Source organism: Cohnella panacarvi Gsoil 349 (assembly GCF_000515335.1).
GTDB classification, from domain to species: domain Bacteria; phylum Bacillota; class Bacilli; order Paenibacillales; family Paenibacillaceae; genus Cohnella; species Cohnella panacarvi.
The window spans coordinates 177,635-194,364 of record NZ_KI911563.1 but is presented as its reverse complement, the minus strand read 5'-3'; the positions used below and the strand labels follow the sequence as shown (position 1 = coordinate 194,364).

Annotated in this window: 20 protein-coding genes; all 20 read right to left on the bottom strand. The window is 55.2% G+C overall.

Annotated features, from left to right (window positions below):
* Nucleotides 1–5 precede the first annotated feature (5 nt).
* Nucleotides 6–368 (bottom strand): response regulator, encoded by a 363-nt coding sequence (locus COHPA_RS0100935; RefSeq protein ID WP_027084313.1) that lies wholly within the window; start codon nucleotides 366–368, stop codon nucleotides 6–8.
* Between the two features lie 21 nt (nucleotides 369–389).
* Nucleotides 390–1,643: a flagellar motor switch phosphatase FliY gene (gene fliY, locus COHPA_RS0100930; protein WP_027084312.1), complete on the bottom strand. Its 1,254-nt coding sequence runs from the start codon at nucleotides 1,641–1,643 to the stop codon at nucleotides 390–392.
* Complete coding sequence (gene fliM, locus COHPA_RS0100925) at nucleotides 1,633–2,634, bottom strand: flagellar motor switch protein FliM (protein WP_035119314.1); 1,002 nt, start codon at nucleotides 2,632–2,634, stop codon at nucleotides 1,633–1,635. Before fliM ends, fliY begins: the two co-directional genes overlap by 11 nt.
* Before the next feature lie 38 nt (nucleotides 2,635–2,672).
* On the bottom strand, nucleotides 2,673–3,158 hold the full coding sequence (locus COHPA_RS0100920) for a flagellar basal body-associated FliL family protein (protein WP_027084310.1): 486 nt from the start codon (nucleotides 3,156–3,158) through the stop codon (nucleotides 2,673–2,675).
* A complete protein-coding gene (locus tag COHPA_RS0100915; protein WP_027084309.1) occupies nucleotides 3,155–3,388 on the bottom strand; it encodes a flagellar FlbD family protein in 234 nt (77 codons plus the stop codon). The genes COHPA_RS0100920 and COHPA_RS0100915 overlap by 4 nt, the downstream gene beginning before the upstream one ends.
* 77 nt (nucleotides 3,389–3,465) lie before the next feature.
* Nucleotides 3,466–4,290, bottom strand: a complete 825-nt coding sequence (flgG, locus tag COHPA_RS0100910) for a flagellar basal body rod protein FlgG (protein ID WP_027084308.1) — start codon at nucleotides 4,288–4,290, stop codon at nucleotides 3,466–3,468.
* Between the two features lie 93 nt (nucleotides 4,291–4,383).
* On the bottom strand, nucleotides 4,384–4,770 hold the full coding sequence (locus tag COHPA_RS0100905; RefSeq protein WP_035119823.1) for a TIGR02530 family flagellar biosynthesis protein: 387 nt from the start codon (nucleotides 4,768–4,770) through the stop codon (nucleotides 4,384–4,386).
* Entirely contained in the window at nucleotides 4,763–5,236 is a 474-nt protein-coding gene (locus COHPA_RS0100900) for a flagellar hook capping FlgD N-terminal domain-containing protein (RefSeq protein ID WP_027084306.1), read from the bottom strand. The genes COHPA_RS0100905 and COHPA_RS0100900 overlap by 8 nt, the downstream gene beginning before the upstream one ends.
* Nucleotides 5,237–5,260: 24 nt before the next feature.
* Entirely contained in the window at nucleotides 5,261–6,694 is a 1,434-nt protein-coding gene (locus COHPA_RS0100895) for a flagellar hook-length control protein FliK (protein ID WP_027084305.1), read from the bottom strand.
* A gap of 56 nt (nucleotides 6,695–6,750) precedes the next feature.
* On the bottom strand, nucleotides 6,751–7,665 hold the full coding sequence (locus COHPA_RS0100890) for a MotE family protein (RefSeq protein ID WP_027084304.1): 915 nt from the start codon (nucleotides 7,663–7,665) through the stop codon (nucleotides 6,751–6,753).
* Nucleotides 7,666–7,704: 39 nt separating this feature from the next.
* A complete protein-coding gene (fliJ, locus tag COHPA_RS0100885) occupies nucleotides 7,705–8,151 on the bottom strand; it encodes a flagellar export protein FliJ (protein WP_027084303.1) in 447 nt (148 codons plus the stop codon).
* Between the two features lie 53 nt (nucleotides 8,152–8,204).
* Entirely contained in the window at nucleotides 8,205–9,524 is a 1,320-nt protein-coding gene (gene fliI, locus COHPA_RS0100880) for a flagellar protein export ATPase FliI (RefSeq protein ID WP_027084302.1), read from the bottom strand.
* Nucleotides 9,511–10,353: a FliH/SctL family protein gene (locus COHPA_RS0100875; RefSeq protein ID WP_027084301.1), complete on the bottom strand. Its 843-nt coding sequence runs from the start codon at nucleotides 10,351–10,353 to the stop codon at nucleotides 9,511–9,513. Before COHPA_RS0100875 ends, fliI begins: the two co-directional genes overlap by 14 nt.
* Nucleotides 10,346–11,356 carry a flagellar motor switch protein FliG gene (fliG, locus tag COHPA_RS0100870; protein ID WP_027084300.1) on the bottom strand — a complete coding sequence of 337 codons (1,011 nt, stop codon included), beginning with the start codon at nucleotides 11,354–11,356 and terminating at the stop codon, nucleotides 10,346–10,348. The genes COHPA_RS0100875 and fliG overlap by 8 nt, the downstream gene beginning before the upstream one ends.
* 11 nt (nucleotides 11,357–11,367) lie before the next feature.
* Nucleotides 11,368–12,948, bottom strand: a complete 1,581-nt coding sequence (gene fliF / locus COHPA_RS0100865; protein WP_027084299.1) for a flagellar basal-body MS-ring/collar protein FliF — start codon at nucleotides 12,946–12,948, stop codon at nucleotides 11,368–11,370.
* Between the two features lie 92 nt (nucleotides 12,949–13,040).
* Nucleotides 13,041–13,349, bottom strand: a complete 309-nt coding sequence (fliE, locus tag COHPA_RS0100860) for a flagellar hook-basal body complex protein FliE (protein ID WP_027084298.1) — start codon at nucleotides 13,347–13,349, stop codon at nucleotides 13,041–13,043.
* A gap of 46 nt (nucleotides 13,350–13,395) precedes the next feature.
* Entirely contained in the window at nucleotides 13,396–13,839 is a 444-nt protein-coding gene (flgC, locus tag COHPA_RS0100855) for a flagellar basal body rod protein FlgC (RefSeq protein ID WP_027084297.1), read from the bottom strand.
* A gap of 3 nt (nucleotides 13,840–13,842) precedes the next feature.
* Nucleotides 13,843–14,265: a flagellar basal body rod protein FlgB gene (gene flgB, locus COHPA_RS0100850; RefSeq protein ID WP_027084296.1), complete on the bottom strand. Its 423-nt coding sequence runs from the start codon at nucleotides 14,263–14,265 to the stop codon at nucleotides 13,843–13,845.
* Nucleotides 14,266–14,516: 251 nt separating this feature from the next.
* The gene (codY, locus tag COHPA_RS0100845) at nucleotides 14,517–15,284 is read right to left on the bottom strand and encodes a GTP-sensing pleiotropic transcriptional regulator CodY (RefSeq protein WP_027084295.1); all 768 of its coding nucleotides are present in this window, start codon (nucleotides 15,282–15,284) and stop codon (nucleotides 14,517–14,519) included.
* A gap of 54 nt (nucleotides 15,285–15,338) precedes the next feature.
* The gene (gene hslU, locus COHPA_RS0100840; RefSeq protein ID WP_027084294.1) at nucleotides 15,339–16,730 is read right to left on the bottom strand and encodes an ATP-dependent protease ATPase subunit HslU; all 1,392 of its coding nucleotides are present in this window, start codon (nucleotides 16,728–16,730) and stop codon (nucleotides 15,339–15,341) included.

The following is a 16,730-nucleotide window of genomic DNA, read 5'->3' as shown; positions in this document are numbered from 1 at the left end:
CTGACTTAGCTCAAAGTTTTCTTGATGGCCTCGATAACGCGATCGGCTTGGAAAGGCTTAACGATGAAATCTTTCGCGCCTGCTTGAATCGCATCGATAACCATCGCTTGTTGACCCATTGCGGAACACATGATGATTTTGGCGTTGGAATCCATTTTGCGGATTTCTTTCAACGCCGCGATGCCGTCCATCTCCGGCATCGTGATGTCCATCGTCACGAGATCGGGATGAAGCTCTTTATACTTTTCGACCGCTTGCGATCCGTCTTGTGCTTCCCCAACTACCTCGTAACCATTCTTCGTCAAAATGTCGCGAATCATCATGCGCATGAATGCTGCGTCGTCTACGATAAGAATGCGGTTTGCCATTTCTTTTTCCTCCCGGTGTGCTTATTGGATTTTTTGGACGCGATCCCATTGGCTGACGATGTCGGTTACCCGAACGCCGAAGTTTTCGTCAATGACGACAACCTCGCCTTTGGCGATCAATTTGTTGTTCACTAAGATGTCTACAGGTTCGCCCGCCAGCTTGTCCAGTTCGATAATCGATCCTTGGGACAGCTCCAAAATCTCCTTGATCTGCTTTTTCGTACGGCCTAGCTCGACCGTCACTTTAAGAGGAATATCGAGCAGCAGATTGAGATTCGTTTCGTCGGTCTGCGCGTATCCGCCGCCTTGGAAGCTGGCGAATTGCACAGGGTTCACGTTGACGTTCCGATTCGCCGAAGTGCCGAACGTCTGCGGGGAAGCAGGTTGCGGCGGCATGTAGGCTGCCGGCGGTTCCTGGTACATCGGAGGCGCTTGGTGCACCGGAGGCGGCGATTGGGCGTACGCCGGAGCTGGCTGCGGCGGTTCCGGCGCGACGTATGCAGGCTGTGCCGGCGGCGGCGCGTGCGTGACCGCTGGCTGCGCTGGCGCAGCCGCCGGCGCTGGCTCGCTGTCTCCCATCAGGGAACGAACAAGCTCCTTCGCGAAAGGTACCGCAAGCAACTGCATAATGGAAGAATCGATCAAATCGCCGATTTTCAATCGGAACGAAATTTTGACGTACACTTCTTCGGTAGGCAGGCTGCTGACACCGGAGTTGTTGCGCACATCGAGGATATCGATACCCGGAGGAGAGATATTCACGAGCCGGTTAAAGATCGTGGACATGGAAGTCGCGGACGAACCCATCATCTGGTTCATCGCTTCCTGCACGGCGCTAATGTGAATTTCGTTCAGCTCTTCCGAAGTGACGTTGCCGTCCCCGCCTAACATCAAATCCGCGATCACTTGCGCGTCGTGAGATTTAATGACTAGCGAATTGATGCCCTCGAAACCGTCGACATATCTCACGTGAACGGCTACATGAGGCTTGGGAAACTCTTCTTCGAATTGTTCTTTGGCGATCGCGGACACGGTAGGCGTCGTAATATCGACCTTCCGGCCAAGCAGCGTGGAAAGGGCTGTCGCCGCGCTGCCGAACGTAATATTGCCGATTTCGCCAAGCGCGTCTTGCTCGAGCGGCGACAAGTAGTCGTCGATCGTCATCAAGCCCGATCCGGAACTTTCCTCGAAAGACGAACCTTCGTCTCCTCCGCCGGAAGATTGGCGCAATAGCGCGTCGATCTCCTCTTGCGACAAATAATCTTTACTCGTCATTGATCTCTTCCACTCCTTCGCTGACGATCTCTTCTACTTGAATCGCCATCTTATCGCGCACGGTACCTGGGCTGGCAATAAATTTAACCTTGTCTCCGACCTTTACTTCGAGGCCTTCGCCGGTCGGTTTATGAAGCGCAATGACATCTCCGACGGAGAGACTCAGAAACTCTCTGACGGATATCCGCGAAGTGCCGAGTTCCGCGATAATCGGAAGCTTGGCTTTGCTGACCCGTTGTTCGAGCAATTCTTGCTCTTCCGGCGCGCGCGTCTTCTTCTGGTTGACGAACCAATGGTGCACGGACAACCTGGACATGATCGGTTCGATGACGATATGGGGAATACACAGGTTGATCATCCCCGTCGTATCGCCGATCTTCGTACTGAGCGAGATGAGGGCGATCGTCTCGTTCGGAGACACGATTTGCATGAACTGCGGATTCGTCTCGAGCGCTTCCATCCGAGGTTGCAAATCGATGATCGTTCGCCACGCCTCCTGCAAGCTTTCGAAAGCCCGGCTGAATATTTTTTCCATGATGATCGTCTCGATCTCCGTCAAGCTGCCGATCTTCGAAGGCGCCGAACCGGCACCGCCGAGCAATCGATCGAGCATCGCGAAAGCGACGTTCGGGTGAACCTCGAGTACCATGCGCCCTTCCAAAGGTTCCGCCTCGAAAATATTAAGCACGGTCATCTTCGGGATGGAGCGGATGAATTCATCGTAAGGAAGCTGTTCGACCTGTACTACGCTGATCTGAACGAATGTCCGCAGCTGGGCTGAAAAATACGTCGTCAAGAAACGCGCGAAATTTTCGTGGATTCTCGTTAAGCTGCGAAGGTGATCCTTGGAGAAGCGCATCGCGCGTTTGAAGTCGTACACGCGAACCTTCTTCTGCGTTTCTTCCTTTTTAAGCTCTTCCGCATCCATTTCGCCTGAGGATAGCGCCGCTAATAGCGCGTCTATCTCATTTTGTGACAGAACGTCAACCACAACTCTCACCCCTTTCTATCGATGACTGAAATATCCTATTAGATCAGCGCGATCATGAAATTCGTAATATCCACCTTCGTTAACTTGCCTTCCGATAGGACGGCGTTAATCGAATTGATCAGGCTGGCTGTCAATTGGTCTTTGCCTTTCGCGTCGATGATTTCGTCCGGGGACATGGCGCTCAGGGCACGAATGACGATGGGCTGGATCTTGATCGTCTTGATTTTATCGAACTCTTCCTTCGCGTCCGGGGTATCCAGAGTGAAAGCAAGGTCGAGCATTGCTACGTGATCCAAGTCCGACAAATTCGTCTTAATATCGGTTAATTCGGAAGTAACCTTAAGCATTTCATCCGCAGACATCGGCGGTTCGGCTTGTACTTGCTCGACGCTTTCCTTCGCCTTTTGGTCAGGATCGGCATTCTTATCGTCCTTATCCAAGGTTGACCAGAAGTAGATTCCGGCGATCGCGATAAGTGTGATCGCAAGTAATAGCGATACGAGCCAAGGCAACAGTTTTTTCATGACGAAGCTCCCTCCGATTGCGTGTCCGCTTTGCTTGTTACCGCCGCTAACACGCCTATGCTGCGTAAGTAATGCCGGATAGCCCGGATTACGTCCGAAGAATTTTCGGTGACAATGTATTTCTTGCCTGTAGTAAGCGTGATCAGCGTGTCGGGCATTTCTTCCACGGTTTCGATCAATAGCGCGTTAACGTGGAGTTTCGTGCCGTTAAGCCGCGTTACGAGAATCATAACATTGGGCCTCCAAGCTGCCTGGGGAGAGCCGAGAAGCTCTCCCGGGGCAGAAATTCAGAAATTCAGACTCTCAATTAGCGTTTCAGGTTAACGACTTCTTGCAGTACTTCGTCGGACGTCGTGATGATGCGAGAGTTCGCTTGGAATCCGCGTTGCGCAACGATCATCTCGGTGAACTCGCTCGTCAGGTCGACGTTCGACATCTCGAGCTGGCCGGAGATGATCGCGCCCGTGCCGAGCTCCGCGTTCGCCGCCGTGCTGATCTCGAATTCTCCGTCAGGCATCGCGTTCGGCGTTACGATGTACAGGTTGCCGCCGACTTTCTCGAGACCGCCCGGGTTAACGACTTTGACGACGCCGATCTGTATGTCCGTTGGCGTTGCTAGTCCGGTCTCGTCAACCGTGGTGAGTCTGCCGTCTTGTCCGATCGAGAACGCCGTTACCGTCTCGTCGAGAATGATCGGAGCGCCGTCCGCTCCTAGGACAAACATCCCGTCGGCGTTAACGAGCTGGCGGCTCGCGTCGATCGTGAAGTTGCCCGCGCGAGTCAAGTATTGCGGACCGTCGCCGTCTCCCGTTGGCGTGACAACGAAAAATCCGTCGCCGTCGATACGCAAATCGGTCGGAACGTTCGTCGTCATCGCGCTGCCCGGCGTATGGATCGTATCGATGGAAGCGATCGCGACGCCGAGGCCGACTTGCTTGGCGTTAACGCCGCCGGACGTGCCTTCGACCGGAGCCGTGATGCCGGACATCGACTGGCTGAGAATATCTTTGAACATAACGCGTCCAGCCTTGAAACCCGTCGTATTGACGTTGGCGATATTGTTGCCGATGACGTCAAGCTTCGCTTGGAAACCGCGCATACCGGATACGCCGGAATACATAGAACGCAACATGTAATGCCTACCTCCCGCATTGTTTGGATGAGGCCGCTTCAATCGGTCCGCGGCCAAGGGCTTCCTTCAGATAGGACCGGCCCTGATGCTTGCTTAGCTTACGACTACCGCGCTGTCGATCTGAGTGAACACGTGCTCTTGCATCGAGCTGCCGTCCATGGCCGTAACGACCGTACGGTTCGGAACGCTCACGATCATCGCGATGTCTTTGAACAGAACGAGCGAATCCCGCGCGCCTTTGGCTGCCGCTTGATCGACTGCGTTCGCGATTTTGTTCAATTGCTCTGGCATAAGCTCGATTCCTCTCTGCTGCAGACGCTGCTGCGCGTGAGAACTGAACTTCAGCTGTTGCCTCTCGAGCAATTCCTTGAACGAGACGTTGCCGTTAGCGCCGGCTGGATTGCGAATGATGTTAGAATGGCTTTGAAGCGGTCCGGTTCGTCCCGTCGTAAACTGGTGAGCGGTGATCCGGTCAGTCACTTCCATCCACCCCCGATTCGCCTTCGCTTGCTCTCGGATACGTAATGGAAAGAATATCGGCGACTTTAACCTCTAAATTCTGTACCTTCGCGTATTGCAAGCCGTCGCGCCATACGATAGAATCCACGACACCCGAGTGGTTCGTCACCTCTCCGTTCTCCGTCGTGTTCACCCAGGAAATTTCGGTTCCGATCAATCCGGCAGCCATTCCTGCCGATTGCCGTAGCGCGGTCATTTCCTTGGACACGTTCATCATTTGCTCCAGCGAGGAAAACTGCGCCATCTGCGCGATGAACTCTTTGTCCTGAAGCGGCTGCATCGGGTCTTGGTTACGCAATTGGGTGACGAGAATTTGCAGAAATTGATCTTTGCCGAGTTCTTTCGTCGGCGTCCTGGCTGCCTTCTGCACGTTGCTTGCCGCGTAATACGGCCATACGTTAGTCGTGCCTACTGCTCCGTCTGCCACTGGCTTCACCTCCTTCTATCCGCGTTACGCCGTGACATTCAGCGAGCTGCCGTAACCGGCTTCCCGTAGCGTCGATGTGCGCGCTAGCTCGTCTTCGAAATCGACCTTGTCTTCGTACGTTCCGTTATCGCCGCGATTGTTCGAGCCGTTTCCGTTGCCGGCAAAGCCGTTCTGGCGGCCATCCTGGTTAAGGAGCGACGTCGTATTCGCGTTCGACGGTTGTTGCACGACTTCCAGACGATCGACCTGCAAGCCTTGCGCGCTCAGCGACGATCTAAGCTGAGACATTTGGTTCTCGAGCAGTTCGCGCGCCATGACGTTGTCTGTCATAAACTGCGCGGTCAACTGTCCGTTCTGCATGATGATGCGGATATCGACTTGGCCGAGATGTTCCGGCGTCAGCGTCAGTCTTGCCTCCGTCGTTCCGTTGCCCTGCGTCAGCATGAATTGCTTAACCATGAATTTCTGCATCTGCTCGGCGAATTGCTGTACCGGAACTTGAGCCGGCATTGCGGCTTTCGCTTGCGCTGCTTCCGCGGCGGCTTTCGCGTCTTGGCTCAAGAACGTCCAAGCCGGTTGGCTTTCCGTTCCTGCGGTCTCCTCTCCGGATAGGACAGGGGCTACGTTAGCGGCAAGACCGTCAGCGGATACGTTCTCGCCTCCGGGTTTGACGACTTGAAACTTCCACACGGGATCTCTCAGAGCCGGTGCGGCGGTCTTATTGTCGACCGAAACCGTCATGGCTTGATTCGTTGCTTCCTTGGAGGACGTTGTTCCTGCTGCTTCGAGCTTCGGATCGCGAGTTACGGCAATCTTAGTTTGGTCGTCAACCGTTTGAAGCTGATCGGCAGTCGCGCCTGCGCTTGTCCCGACCTGATCGTTCAGCGTCTTAACCAGCATCTGCAGTTCACCGAACAACGCCGGAGACTGTTTCAGCAACTCTGGATTGCGCGTCAGCGCGTCCGATACTTGCTGAAGCGTCGTCTTTAATGCGGCGAAGAGCATCTGGCTCGTCGTTCGGGCGTCCGGAGAAGCCTCCGAATCGAGCAGGGAAACCGAATCTTCCTGAGCAGGCGTCCCGGTCGAAGGTTGAGCGATCTCGATCTGCTGCAGGATGCCTTGGAAAGCGACCAACAACGCAGCAAGCTGATCGTTATTGTCACTTTGCAATTGTCCGTCCTGCTCCAATTGGCCAAGCTGCTCCACTAGCTTCGCGAGTATCGCCAGCAATTCGTCCGGCTGCCCTTCCGACTGGGTAATTCCCAATTGGCCAAGCAGAGCGACTAGTCCGACCGGCATAATCGCGTTGCCGACCGCAGCGTTCTCGCCGGAACCGTTCATCGCGCCGAATAGCGCGCCGGCGAAGGCGTTGCCGCTTGCTCCGTTCGCGGCTCCCGCTTGGGAGGCTCCCGGCGCGGCGATTGTTGCTTTAGGCGCAGTCGTAATCGACATGTTCATCTTGTTCTCACCTCCTTTCATTAGCGTTAGCCATGCATGGTCTTCGGAGTAAAGATCTATGGATTTACCGGCATCAGCTTGCCGATTAAAGCAACCGTCGTCTTCTTGTCTTTGTCCGTCATGGCCGCCAATATCGAGGAGCGCGAGTTGTTATCCAGGACGCCTAGAATACGGAGCGCCTTGCTCTGACTCGTGGAGGCCATTTGAAGCAGCAGATCGGCTGCCTTGTCCGGCGCCATCGCCGAGAACGTCCGATTCAGCTCGGTCGTATCCAATGTTGATGCTTCCGCTCCTGCGCCGATCTCCAGCTCGTCGATGCGGGACTGCAGAGCCGCGATCTCGCGATCGCTCACCTTATCGGAGTCCTTCAGCTTGATCGTGACTTCGGCAGCTACTCTCGGAGTCATGCGTTCGAGCACTTTGCCGCGTTGATCCGTCGTCATCGCTCCGAGCACGAGCGCCGCTTCTTCGACGGTCATGCTTTCGAGAATCGGTCCGGCTTTGCTTGGCGACATCTTCGCGTACATATCCGCAAGCGAGGATATTTTAGCTGCGTATTCCTCGGTCGAAACCGTCTTTTCCGCGGATTCCTGCTTCAACGAATCGAGTTCGGCTTGCATGCTCTCGATTTTTTTGGCGTCTTCCTGCGCTTGATCGGTCGCTTGCTTCAACGCATTGTCCCGATCCGTTAATAGCGCGTTAAGCTCCGCGATCTTGTCTTTGGCGTTGTTAACCGTCAATTCCTCGTCGCTTGCCGGCGTTGCCGTCTCGGACGGGTTCGCGGGATCCGGAACGATCGATTTAACGACCGGAATTTTATTGCCGATCTCAAGCGCCGCGTCGCGCCACTCCTTATTGAACATCAGGAGCAGCACGCCAAGCAGCACCGCGGTGAACAATACAGGGGTTATGAAGAAGAGAAACCGTTCGAACCCGCTGTAACTTTCCTTCTCGACGTCTGCGCTCGCCACGTTTCTCCCTCCTTTGCATTCGAGGTTGGATTACTTGCCTTATGCGCGCAGCGCGTTGCCTGCGCGAACGATCGCAATCTCGTCAAGTTCGTTCTGCTCCCGGCTCAGCCACGCAAGCTTGAAGCGTTCAAGAGCGTGTTCCCTTGCGTTGAGCCATACTTTCTCGTCGATCATCTTGCCCGTAAGCCGTCTTTGCCGATATTCGACTTCCATAGCGGCCGATCGGACGTCTTCGCTTTGTCTTCTGATTCTGTCGTCCAAAACCTCTATGTATTGCTGCAGTTCCGTGATGCGAGACAGCGGCGTAGGCTGAGCGGTCATTCCTTCGAGCGACTGCTCGACTTCGGCGCGCTCGTTCACGAGGTCCGACATTTTTTCTTCCTCTTGCCTGAGCTTGCTGAGCGAAGCGGCATATTCCCATTCCGCCATCGACTTCTCGCTGCCCTTCAGATCGACGATTTTTTGCAACGGATAATTGAAACGCATGATCGGTTACGGTCATCTCCCGCGTCAATCAGAGTAGGAATCCATCAAACCTGCTACCGCTTGAAGAAGTCGATGAGCAGTCTCTCCTGCGCTTCCTCCAGCGTAATTTTCTCGTCCGTGCGCTGTTGCGTGAAGGCGCGTATTAAGTCGATATATTGGATCGCTTTATCGATTTCGGGGTTGGACCCTTTCTGATAAGCGCCGATATTGATTAAATCCTCCGCGTCGCGGTACACCGCAAGCAATCGTTTCAGCTCTTCGGCGGCCGTTTGCTGGTCCCGTGTGACGATATCCTTCATGACGCGGCTAACGCTCGACAGAACGTCGATAGCTGGAAAATGGCCTTTATTCGCCAAGTTGCGATGAAGCACGATATGTCCGTCGAGGATGCCCCTAACCGCGTCCGCGATCGGCTCATTCATGTCGTCGCCGTCGACGAGTACCGTGTAGAACGCGGTAATCGAACCTGTAGGACCCGTCCCCGCTCGTTCTAGCAACTTCGGCAGCGCGGCGAATACCGACGGAGTATACCCCCGGGTCGCCGGCGGCTCGCCGATCGCCAGCCCGACTTCGCGTAGCGCCATCGCGTAGCGCGTTACGGAGTCCATCATCAGCATCACGTTCAGTCCGCGGTCCCGGAAGTATTCGGCGATCGTAGTCGCGATCAGCGCTCCTTTCATCCGGACAAGCGCCGGTTGATCGGACGTCGCGACGATCACGACGGAACGGGCAAGTCCTTCCGGACCAAGGTCCCTCTCGATGAACTCGAGCACTTCGCGTCCACGTTCGCCGACTAGCGCGATCACGTTGACGTCCGCCGACGTATTGCGGGCGACCATCCCGAGCAGCGTGCTCTTGCCGACGCCCGAGCCTGCGAAAATGCCGACGCGCTGGCCTTGTCCGACGGTCAGCAAGCCGTCGATCGCGCGAACCCCGATGCCCAGCGGTTGCGTGACTCTCGGGCGCATAAGCGGATTGCCGGGCGCATTCTGCGTCGAATGATGCGACATCCGAACCGGCAATCGCGATCCGTCCAATGGCCTTCCCAGACCGTCCAGCACTTTGCCTAGCAGCTCGGAGCCTACTTGAACGGTCAGCGGGCCGCCCGTCGCGACGACGTCGCAGCCGGGACCGATCGAATACAGCTCGCCAAGCGGCATGAGCAGGACTCGGTTGTTCCGGAAACCTACGACTTCCGCGAGGACCGGGGAGCCGCCCTTCATCGGATGGATCGTGCATACGTCCCCGATGCTGGCGTCGGGACCTTCCGACTCGACGGTAAGGCCGATGACTTGCATCACCTTGCCGTTCACCCTCACCGGATCCATGTGCCTAAGCGCGTCCGTATAACGGTGCGAATCAAGGAGCTTCATCAGGTGCTCCCTCCTCGGCGGAATGGTCGGCGATTCTCAGAAGCTGCTGCTTGATCGCTTCCAGCTGCGTATCCACTCTCGCGTCGATGCTGCCGAACGCCGAACGGACGATGCAACCGCCTTCCGACACCGAAGCGTCGGGAACGATCTGCAGCTCTGCTTGCGAATCGATGCTGGCGACCAATTCCTCCTTCGCCGCCTGCACGAATGCAAACTGCTTAGGGGACACGCATAGCACGATTACGCCTTGCTCTTTTCTTCTGGATAGCGCTTGTCCGAACAGCTTGATAGCAAGCTCGGGAGCCTCGGTCAATTCTTGAACCAGAATCTTCTCCGCAATCGAACAGCTAAGCTCGACCGCGAACCTTTCCGCTTCCGCAATGACGGATTCCTTCGTGGCGTAGGCCTGGGTAACGATCGCCTGCGCTTCCTGCATGCGTCCGTCCCACTCCATGGCGAGCGACTTGGCTGCGTCCTCCGTCCCCGCGAGATATCCTTCTTCGTAGCCTTGTTTTGCAACTTCTTCGCGGTATTGATCGTCTTCTTCTCTGCGGGATTGCCACCAAGAGTCGGCGTCTTGCCTCGCTTGGGCCCGAATCCGCTCTGCTTCTTCCATCGCGCCGGCGATGATCGCCTGCGCGGCGTCTTCGGCATCCGACAGGATACGGTCTTTCAACGATTGTGTTTCGACATCCGGTTTCTGATTTCCTTCGGAAACGCCGTCGGAACGCGAAATATTTTGCGGAGCGACGGCGAGTTTCTGCATGATTTCTACCTTTTTTAAATCTTCCAACGAGACGACATGAGAGGATTTGATCAGATTAGACAATAATATCGTCTCCTCCGCCGCGAGCGATGATGATCTCTCCTGATTCTTCCAGTTTGCGAATCGTCGCTACGATGCGCGTCTGCGCTTCTTCGACGTCGCGCAGACGAACAGGCCCCATGTATTCCATCTCTTCCTTGAACGTCTCGGACATCCGTTTCGACATGTTCCGGAAGATCGCCTCGCGGACCTCTTCGCTCGCCACCTTGAGCGCCAGCTGCAGGTCGGCGTTCTCGATGTCGCGGATGATCCGCTGGATCGAGCGGTTGTCCAGGTTGACGATGTCCTCGAACACGAACATCCGCTTCTTGATTTCCTCCGCGAGCTCCGGATCTTGAATCTCCAGGGAATCGAGAATCGTACGCTCCGTTCCGCGGTCTACGCCGTTCAGGATCTGTACGATCGCTTCGATGCCGCCCGCGTTCGTGTAGTCCTGCGTGACGGTCGCGGATAGCTTCTGCTCCAGGACTCGTTCGACTTGCGCGATGACTTCCGGAGACGTGCTGTCCATGAGCGCGATCCTTCTCGCGACGTCCGCTTGCTTCTCTTGAGGAAGCGAGGAGAGAACGGCCGATGACTGGTCCGGCTGCAAATACGAGAGGACGAGAGCGATCGTCTGCGAGTTCTCGTTCTGGATGAAGTTCAAGATCTGGGTCGGCTCCGCCTTGCGGGCGAAGTCGAACGGACGAACTTGAAGCGTCGCGGTAAGCCGGTTCAGAATGTCCAGCGCCTTCGTCGAACCGAGCGCCTTCTCCAGAATCTCTTTGGCGTACGTGATACCGCCTTGGGTCAAATACTCCTGCGCGACGCAGATTTGATGGAACTCGCTTAATATTTGTTCTTTCTCCGCGCTGTCGACTTTACGAACGTTCGCGATCTCAAGCGTTAGCTGCTCGATCTCGTCGTCCCTCAAATGCTTGAACACTTGCGCGGATACATCCGGTCCTAGCGTAATGAGTAGAATGGCCGCTTTTTGCCGTCCCGACAGTTGAAACCCTTTCGCCACTCCTGCCACCTCTATTCGTCCACAAGCCAAGTCCGGAGAAGGTTGACGAAATCATCCGGTTTGCGCTTGGCAAGACTTTCCAATTGTTTGCGTACTTGACTCTCGTTCGTGACATTGTCGAGATCGATCGTCGGCAATTCCACCTGAGGCATGGCCGCAAGCTCCGCCGCTTCCCGCTCCGCCTTCTTGCGGCGACTGTAGACAATGTACCCGCCGCCTCCGAGCAACGCGAGCGCCAGCAATCCAATACCTGCCCATAAGAGACTGGAGGAAGCCACGCCTCCGCTTGCGCCCGTCTGATCTCCTTCGAAAGCTTGGGAGATGATCGACACGCGATCGGCCAGCGCCTGATCCGTCAATTCGAGTCCGGATTCGGCGAGCAGCACGCGCACGCTGCGGTAGAGAGCGCCTTGGATCTGCTCTCGCTTCTCGTCGGTCATCGCCGCGGAATCAATTCCGACATTTATCGTAAGGTCGTTAACTTTATACGGTCCGCGGACGATATTATTAGTAATGCGATTCACTTCATAGTTGATGGTAGATTGCGTCTTCTCCGAAGAGGACGTTCCCGAGCTCGATCCTCCCGGATAGTTCGCGATGTCGGTCTCGCCCGCACCCGCTACGCCTCCGGCTTGGCCGTCCGTGCTGGTCGACGTTTCCGAAGAATTTTGCTCGCTGATCGGAATGCCTCTGTTGTCGTTGTCGTCCAACGGTTTCACAAGTTGCTCTACCGAATCGACCTTATCGAAGTTAAGCGACGAAATGACGCTGACGACGATGTTGTCCATTCCGACGATCGGAGATAGAAACTGCTGGATGTTCCGCTTAAGATCGTTCTCGAAAGCGGTTTTTTTCGCGGCCTGACTCTCGAATAAATCTCCGTCTACGCCGCCATTGCCGCCGATCGCCGAGGACGGCGTCAGATCCCCGTCCGTGCTGCTGCTGATCGTAATATTCTCGATATCCAGGTTCGGAACCGCGGATTTAACGAGATTATAATAGCTGTCGATATCCGATTGTTTCGGTCTAAACCCGGTCTTAAAGGTCATGACGACGGAAGCGATCGCTTGCTCGCGATCGGATTCGTTCAGGAATACGGATTTCTCCGGAAGCGTGACGACCGCTCTGACCTTCGCGACGCCTTGCTTGCTTAACAACAACTGTTGAATTTCTCCGTTCAACGCGTTGCGAAGCTTGACCTCGAATTCCTTATCCGTGGATCCGATCCCGGACGATTGTCCGCTAAGTTCTTCGAAGCCGCCGACCGAGCCGTTCTGCACGATTCCTTGCGAGCCTGCCCCTACTTTAACTTCCGCGAGCTTCGCGCTCGGAACGGAAATGCTCGTCCCGTCGCTGCTCAGTTTATAACTGATGCCGTTCGTGTCCAAATATTGGATCAAACCCGCCGCATCCGACTCGTCCAGATTGGAATAGGCAACCGCGTATTCCGTCTTCGTGAAATAACTCGTAAAAAATATAATGACAAAAAGCAGAAGTACAGCCGTAGAGGCTAGTACCCACTTTTGCTTCTTATTGTATTGGTTCCAGAAGCCAAGCATCTTCTCTCGAACCCTAGCCCACTTCTCGTTCACAATGTCACCTCACCTGCGATTAACACGCGAGGCGATACGCCGGTTTGCAAGCGAATCGCCCATTGTGTTCTAGCTCCGTCGAATGGCCGCGATTAGACTTGCATCCGCATAATTTCTTGATAGGCTTCTACGACCTTATTGCGCACTTGACTCACTAAGGACAGGCTAAGCTCGGCCCTGGAAGCGGCGATCATGACGTCGTTCACGTCCGCCTGTCCGATAATGAATTGGTCGTTGACCTTATGTACGTTCGCTTCCTGCGCGGCCACACCGTCTATCGCTTGCTTCAGGAACGAGGCGAAGCTTTCCGTTGCTTCCGCCGGCGTTGTCTTGCGCTCCGCCGGATTCAAAGAGTTCATGGACCCCAGGTTAACCGGAGTAATCAAATTGTTCGAGATCATTCATGCCGCCTCCCGTATTCTCTGTATCCAATTGAAACTCTTAACTTTATCGACCGATTTCGAGAGATTTGGTGAACATCGCCTTGCTGGCATTCAGCGCGGTGACGTTCGCTTCGTAGGAACGCGAAGCCGAGATCAAGTCGACCATTTCCTTCGCGATGTCTACGTTAGGCATATAAACCATGCCGCTGGCGTCCGCATCCGGATGGGAAGGGTTGTACACCTGCTTGAAAGGGGTTTGATCCTCTTGGATCTTCGTTACCCTTACGCCTTGAGCGGACGATCCGTTAAGCTGCGCGTTCAACAGGTCCTTGAACGGCGTCTGCGACGGTTCGACGACGACCATCTTGCGACGGTAAGGAACGAACTGTCCGTCGACGCTCCCGGCTCTCGTCGTTTCCGCGTTAGCGATGTTCGAAGAGATAACGTCCATGCGAAGCCGATTGGCCGTCAAGGCCGAAGCGCTTATATCAAATCCGCCAAGCTTCATTCATTACCCTCTCCCTTCGATCCCGGTTCTCATCATTTTGACTTCATGGCTAATCTGCTGCACAAGTAGGTTATATCTGAGTTGGTTTTCCGCCAAAAGCGCCATCTCTTTGTCGATATCCACGTTGTTGCGGTTATTGTTGATGGACGTTGAATTCTCCGCGACGACCTGCGGTACAGGCAGCGAAGTCATCGACGAACCGTTAATCGGAATATGGCGAGCGTCCGTCACCTTGCCTGGAAGCGCTTGCGCACTATTCCGTCCACCCATCGCTTGAGCCAGCAATTCCTCGAACGCGACATCGGATCTTTTGTAATACGGCGTATCTACGTTCGCGATGTTGTTAGCCAAAACGGTTTGTCGTAAGGATGCTGCGCCTAATGCGCTCTCCAAGCGCTGAAACGATACTCCGCCTAATAAATTCATTCTCGTCGCCTCTTTCCCGAGCACAAACTGACATGACTCTGCAAACTTCTCTTTTACATTCCACATGATATCGATAAATTCCTGCTTTAATCGACATCTATTTCGTTCTTTGATTAAAAAATCTACATGTAGTGACACATTAAAAAATTCTAAGAACATCATCTATGACAAGCGGTCGTGTGACAATAAGAATAAAGCCCTAATCTTCGTATAGAAGATAGGGCTCAATAGGCTTTAAGGGTATAAAATTTTTAGCTCTTGCGTTGCTCCAGTTCCTGCAACAGCTGCACGTTCATAATGCGGATATAGGTGCCTTTCATGCCCAGCGACCTCGTCTCGATAACGCCGGCGCTTTCCAGCTTCCTTAACGCGTTGACGATGACCGATCTCGTAATGCCTGCCCGGTCGGCGATTTTGGAGGCGACAAGCAGCCCCTCTTTGCCATCCAATTGCTCGAATATTTGTTCGACGGCTTCTAATTCGCTAAAAGAGAGAGAGTTGACCGCGACGGAGACGATGGCTTTGCTCCGCGCTTCGGTTTCCCGCTCTTCCGCGCGTTCGCGGAGAATCTCCATGCCGATGATCGTGGAGCCGTATTCGGCGAGAATCAGGTCATCGTCGCCGAACGAATGGCCTTCTCTTGCTAGGACCAGAGTCCCAAGCCGGTCCGCGCCGCCTATTATCGGCACTATGGTTACGACCCCGTTCGCGAACGCGGCGTGGGCCGGAGACAGCGTTTCCTCTGCAGACGTATTAGCCGCCGTCTCGCCGATGCGAAGCAGTTGCTCGTTCGTCGTCGCCGGAAAACGCAGCTCCTCCGGATGCTCCTGTCTAAGCCACATGTCCGGGAAAGCGGCGGAATGCGCGGCGCCTAGAATTTTGCCGCGCCGGCTGACCACGAAGACGTCGCCTTGAATCGTCTCGCGCAAGCCTTCCGCCATCTCCCTGAAGCTGAGCGGCTTTCCCGCCGCTCTCTGTAGCAGCCGATTCAACGTACGGGTTTTCATCAACAGCGTCATGAGTTCATTATCCTCCTAGATGTTACAGACACATTAAACATTAAAACCCTTCGATTATAAAATATATTGACTCAAATCGCGATTACTTGCAATGGACGCAAGTTTCTCCCGAACGTATTCCGGTGTAATGGACATCTCTTCGAGCTGCAGCTCCGGCGCTTCGAACGATAAATCCTCGAGCAGCTTTTCGAGCAGCGTGTGCAGTCTGCGCGCGCCGATATTCTCGGTGTTGCGGTTTACTTCCTGCGCCATCCGCGCAAGCTCCGCGATCGCGCCGTCCGTGAACGTCACTTGGATGCCCTCGGTCTGAAGCAGCGCGGTATATTGCTTCGTCAACGCGTTCTGCGGTTCGGTCAGGATGCGCACGAAATCCTCGTCCGTTAAGCTGCTGAGCTCGACGCGGATCGGAAACCGGCCCTGCAGCTCGGGAATGAGGTCGGATGGCTTGGCGACATGGAACGCGCCGGCCGCGATGAACAGCACGTAATCCGTCTTCACCGGTCCGTACTTGGTCATGACGGTCGATCCTTCGACGATCGGCAGAATATCCCGCTGTACGCCTTCGCGGGAGACGTCCGGCCCTTGGCCGCGCCCGTTGCTGGCGATTTTGTCGATCTCGTCGATGAATATGATGCCCGATTGCTCCGCTCTGCGCACCGATTCGGAAGTGACGTCGTCCATGTCGATCAGCTTCGTCGCCTCTTCGGCCGTAAGCACTTTGCGCGCTTCTCTGACGGTCAGCTTTCTCTTCTTGCGCTTCTTGGGCATGAACTGACCGAGCATCTCCTGCATGTTCTGCCCCATTTGCTCTTGGCCGGGGCCGGCGAACATATCGAGCATGCTGGGGGTAGCATCCTCCACTTCGATCTCGACGATATCTTTCTCGAGCGCGCCCGATTCGAGTTTCGTCTTCATGTCGCGGCGCTTATCCTGCAAGCTCGGATCGACCGGCTCCGGTTCATCGGCGGGCGCGTTGGCGCCTCCGAACAGCATCTCGAGCGGATTGCGCTGCGCTTTCTGCTTGACCGGCGCGGGGACGAGCAGCGCGACGAGCCGTTCGTTCGCCGCTTGCTCCGCCTTGTCCTTGACATTCTCGGTACGCTCTTCCTTGACCATGCGGATCGAGGTTTCGACGAGGTCGCGAACCATCGACTCGACGTCTCGGCCGACGTAACCGACTTCCGTGAATTTGGTCGCCTCGACTTTGACGAACGGCGCGTGTACGAGCTTAGCTAGCCTCCGGGCGATTTCCGTCTTGCCGACGCCCGTCGGACCGATCATCAGAATGTTCTTAGGCACCACTTCGTCGCGCAACTGTTCGGGCAGCAAACTGCGGCGGTAACGGTTGCGAAGCGCGACCGCGACGGATCGCTTCGCCGATTTCTGGCCTACGATATATTTATCAAGCTCCGCCACGATTTGACGGGGAGTCAGTTTATCGTTCAT